Here is a 4,359-nt window from a genome sequence, read left to right as displayed (position 1 = left end):
CGACGCGGTACGGACAACCGGTTCCAGTACACCGGCAGCCAGCCGGTTACGCCCGCCATGCGCCGGGCCTTCTGGGCCGCCGGCGTCCCGCTCGGCAAGGACAAGGCAACGCTGGAACAGCCGGAGCGTCCGCTGGTGGAACCGGTTTACAGGCAGAAGATGTCGGAAGTGGAACGGCTCATGCTGGAACGCATACGGGAACGTCTGGGGCTGTGAAGACTTGCCAACTCCCACGACGTCGCTAACTTGGCAAACAAGAAGCAAAGCGGGGCAACACTTACCACCCTAGGGGCCAGCCCCGGGAATTTCAGCCCGGTAGGAACTCGTAATTCCTACCGGGCTAATTCATTTCCAGCCCGCTTTTTCAAGTAAGGGGCAACGAGAAAACTACGAGGACGCCCGCCAAGGCCTTGGTGAGGACGTCGAGTAAGAACTGCTCCATGAGCGCAACCCCCTTTCTGAGACTAGTGCACGGCGACACCCCAGTCGTCCGCGCCGTTCCCAGCAAGCCCTTTTGCCTGCCCTGCCCGTCAGCCTTCCCGCTGGCGGGCGTTTCTTTTGACATTCCCGCAAGTTCAGAAGGGGCATTGACCTGTGCCTCTAATCGGGGCTACGCTTATCTAAATTTCTATACCAATGAGGAGGGAGAGGAGGACAGAGGCTTTCTGCGCTACCCGCGCGCCCCCGGCAAGGTCATCTTTGCCGTGTACAGGCCGGGAGCAGAAAACTCTGGGAGTAGGATCTAATTGTTGAGACGACAGTGGATGGATTTGTTCGGATGTTAAGTGAAGGGAGAGATAAATAATATGGCTACCTACAAAGAGATACAGAACTATATCAAGGTCACATACGGGTATGTCGTTCAAACCTGCTGGATAGCTGATATAAAGCAGCAATATGGATTAATAACAAGAAATGCCCCTAATAGAATTAATTTAGATAAAGCTGCCAAGCCTTGTCCGAAAGACAAGGTAAAAGATATCATTCAAGCATTTAAATATTTTGAAATGATTGAATAATTTGTAATATAATATGGGATGATAAATATGGGAATGGAAGATTTGGATGAGTTAGTAACAAAGTGTCGTGGAGAAAGTGGGCGCGAATATATTCGCGAAGCCGTCGCTTGCTATCATGCTGGAGCTTATCGTTCTGCAATTGTGGCAACATGGCAAGCTGTTTTTTTTGATATTCTTTATAAATATAAAGAACTTGATTTGACTGGTGATACCGCGGCAAAAAAAGAAATCACCAGTTTCAATAATAATCTACAATCAAAAAATTTAAGAAATTTACTTAATTTTGAACGAGATATTCTTACTAATGCAAAAGATCAATTTTCTCTTTTAACAGAAAATGAGATTATTGATTTAAAAAGGCTTCAAGATGACAGGCATCGTTGCGCACATCCAAGCATGAATGATATTGATACAATATATCATCCTTCACCTGAGCTAGCTCGCACACACATAAAAAATGCTATAGATATTTTACTCTCTAGAGAACCGGTACAAGGTAAATCAGTAATTGAAAACATTTTACAAACAATAAAATCAGAATATTTTCCTAAAAATATTGAAGAAGCATCCACTTACCTTTCCTCGGGATATTTGAAACGAGCCAAAAAATCTGTTGTGCAAAATATTGTTATTCAATTAATAAAAGAGTGTTTTGTCGAAACGACAAAACACTCTCAAGCTAAAAAATTTTCTATTGCATTACATATTATCCATTCTATGTATACATTATATACAGAAAACATTTTAAAATCAAAACTATCCTCTATACTCAGTGGTATTGGTGATGAAAATATATACAAACTTTTGATAATAAACTATCATTTTAAAACAATATGGATATACACAGACGAATCATTCAAAATAAAAATCAAGGAGCTTGTACGTAATTATAAAAATGAAAAAAATATTTTCCCTATATATCTATCTTTATTTTTAGATGACGACAGCATAGTCTCTGCTGCTCATGAAAGTATAAGTGATTTTTCAGATTCACAGATGGAAGACATTTTAAAATATAAACATGCTCCAAGTAAACTTTACCATAATCATATGGATACTTTTTTAAATAAAACAATAAATTCATCATCTTTTAGAATTGCTGAATACAACATTGAAAAATTTATTTTGCCATTTTCAGAATATATATCAGAAAATCAACTTACATCATTCTTAAAAAGTGCTATCGACAACGATCAAATATTTTCTGCTGGAAAAGTTCCATCGCTTCTTTCTGAATTGTTTACTAAAACAACCTCTGAAAAACAGCTCGTTACAGTCTGGAGTAGTTTTAAAGATAAAATCACAGAAGAGCATCGCAACTATGGAGAATTGAAAAAACAGATAGAAGCATTCAATGCATAATCTCACTCTTGACACCTTCTCATCCTTTTGGGAATCTACACTTCCCAACTAAGGGAGGCACACCGTAGCCTTTTGCCAGTCCCAAACTAGCGGACAATGACGGTTTTTTTATATCTTGCACCAGTGCATCCTTTTTTCGGATGTGGTTACATATTGGCAAGGTAACGTCCGGGTGTCCGTGAGGCCCCCGCGGTTCGTAAGCTCGGGGAGCCTTCTGCGGATGATGAATAGACAACACGCTTGTCAACTCCGGCAAACGTCGCTATCTTGAACGCAAGAAGGGCGGCAAGTGCGTCAACACTCACCGCCCCGTGTGGGGCACGTCCCCCGAGATTTTGGGAATCTCAAGTTTCTGCCCCGGTTGGAGAGTCGCCTCCTACCGGGGCAACTGCTTTAGAGATTCATGAAATGAACCGCCACAGCCGCAAGAACGGCGGCAAGCCAAGCTGCCAGCACGTCCCGGAGGAAGCGTCTCATGGGGTATCCTCCTTTCGGAGGAGTGCCCCACGGCGGCAAGGTAGCCGGGAAGAGGCAGAATGGCAAGGCGTTCTTGACACCTACAGGAGCTAGCCATAACGTTGTAGCTTACAAAACGTTTTAACCTTACGAGGGAAATATGGGCGGAAAAGATACGTTAACGTGTCCTCTTTGCGGTAGCACATTTCAGTATAAACCTCATTACTACCACGAAGGGAAGTGGGTAAAATCTCTTGGTACAACTGTGTGTAGTACCTGTTACGATGGAAATTGGGATGGATGGAACCCTCAAGTCGAAGAGAAAGTTATTGAACTTATTGAAGAACAAGGCTTTATTGTTCCTGAGCGCAATGAAAAAGGATGGATTCCTAGAGATTTCAATCCTGAGCAAGCTGAATAATGTTGCATCAAGACAGGTTATTTCCCCCTCTTGACACCACCCCCAATCCTTCGCTACTCTGGCCTCCCTCAAAACCGGTAAGGCTTGCCGAAGCCTTCATCAGCGTCCCCATGCTGAAGAAAATTACGGCGTTTCTTGTTTCTGCCACCATTGCACTATAGGTTTATCCTGTGGATGCGGTTACATATTGGCGGAATAACGTCCTGATGTTCGTGAGACTCAGGCGGCCTTACCGGGCCGGGGAGCGTTGTTCCGCCTTTTTTTGTTCCCAATCCCAAAACCGGTAGGTGTATCATGTTGCGTTTTCTCCTTTCTTCCCGTGGCCTTCGCCTGCGGTATCGTCTGTTCTCCCTTGCCGAACGTGCCTTCTCTGTCCTGCTGCTGGCCGGTATCCTGTCTGCCGGGTTCGTCGCGCAGCTTCTTTTGGGGGTGCGCTGATGGCCACCTACCGCACTATCCGCATGGCGTTCTGGAACAATCCCGCCATTGAAGACATGCCGCCGGAACAAAAGCTCCTGTACCTCTACCTGTTCACCAGCCCGAATACCAACAATCTCGGCGTGCTGTCCGTGACCGTCCGCAAAATCGCCTTTGAAACCGGGCTGGATGAGGACGACGTGCGGGAGTTTCTGGAGGACTTGGAGTTTGACGGACGCATCGTCATGGAAGACGGCGACATCTGGGTCTGCGGCTTCATCCGCCACCAGTGCAGCACCTCGCCCAAAATCCTCACTTCGCTCCGCGCCCTGCTCCCCACCGTGGAGTCCGCCGCCATCCGCCGGGCCATTCTGAAACGCTACCCCCACCTGTTCGGGGCCGCGCCGTACCCTTCCGATAGGGTATCGCTACCGTCCGGGGAATCGGAAAGGGAACGGGAAAAAGAAACTCCGATCAGGACGCCGGAGCGTGAGAGAGCTTCTTTCGCTCCGCCCGTTGAAGAAAAGGCGATCCCCCTCCACCTGCTGGTGGCCCTGCAACACGACTTCCCCGACGTGGACGTGGACGCCGAAATCCTCCGCATCCGCGAGTGGCAGGCAAAGAAAAGGCAGCCCGTCCACAACTGGGCGAGCTTCCTGCGGACATGGCTGTCCAACGCCGTGC

At 46.7% G+C, this 4,359-nt stretch carries 6 protein-coding genes; all 6 read left to right on the top strand.

Annotated elements, in window-relative coordinates:
* Window positions 1–216, top strand: a 216-nt coding sequence (locus HMPREF0178_RS17105) for a hypothetical protein (RefSeq protein ID WP_009381101.1), incomplete at its 5' end; no start/stop codon positions are given.
* A 590-nt stretch (window positions 217–806) separates the two neighbouring features.
* The gene (locus HMPREF0178_RS17095) at window positions 807–1,019 is read left to right on the top strand and encodes a hypothetical protein (RefSeq protein ID WP_039959281.1); all 213 of its coding nucleotides are present in this window, start codon (window positions 807–809) and stop codon (window positions 1,017–1,019) included.
* A 27-nt stretch (window positions 1,020–1,046) separates the two neighbouring features.
* Window positions 1,047–2,381, top strand: coding sequence for a hypothetical protein (locus HMPREF0178_RS21675; RefSeq protein ID WP_009381099.1), 1,335 nt, complete (start codon window positions 1,047–1,049; stop codon window positions 2,379–2,381).
* Window positions 2,382–2,997: 616 nt separating this feature from the next.
* Window positions 2,998–3,258: a hypothetical protein gene (locus HMPREF0178_RS21670; RefSeq protein WP_157134973.1), complete on the top strand. Its 261-nt coding sequence runs from the start codon at window positions 2,998–3,000 to the stop codon at window positions 3,256–3,258.
* A 294-nt stretch (window positions 3,259–3,552) separates the two neighbouring features.
* Window positions 3,553–3,696: a hypothetical protein gene (locus HMPREF0178_RS21665; protein ID WP_009381097.1), complete on the top strand. Its 144-nt coding sequence runs from the start codon at window positions 3,553–3,555 to the stop codon at window positions 3,694–3,696.
* The coding region (locus HMPREF0178_RS22145) for a hypothetical protein (RefSeq protein ID WP_009381095.1) at window positions 3,696–4,359 on the top strand (664 nt) is incomplete at its 3' end. The genes HMPREF0178_RS21665 and HMPREF0178_RS22145, both read left to right, overlap by 1 nt.

Origin of the sequence: Bilophila sp. 4_1_30 (genome assembly GCF_000224655.1) — a bacterium.
GTDB lineage: Bacteria > Desulfobacterota > Desulfovibrionia > Desulfovibrionales > Desulfovibrionaceae > Bilophila > Bilophila wadsworthia.
Note: the sequence above shows the minus strand (reverse complement) of the source record. Positions and strands in the feature narration are given on the sequence as shown.

Coding starts and splice junctions, on each gene's coding strand:
- HMPREF0178_RS17095 (WP_039959281.1), top strand. CDS start 807: ATGGCTACCTACAAAGAGATACAGAACTATATCAAGGTCACATACGGG.
- HMPREF0178_RS21675 (WP_009381099.1), top strand. CDS start 1,047: ATGGGAATGGAAGATTTGGATGAGTTAGTAACAAAGTGTCGTGGAGAA.
- HMPREF0178_RS21670 (WP_157134973.1), top strand. CDS start 2,998: ATGGGCGGAAAAGATACGTTAACGTGTCCTCTTTGCGGTAGCACATTT.
- HMPREF0178_RS21665 (WP_009381097.1), top strand. CDS start 3,553: ATGTTGCGTTTTCTCCTTTCTTCCCGTGGCCTTCGCCTGCGGTATCGT.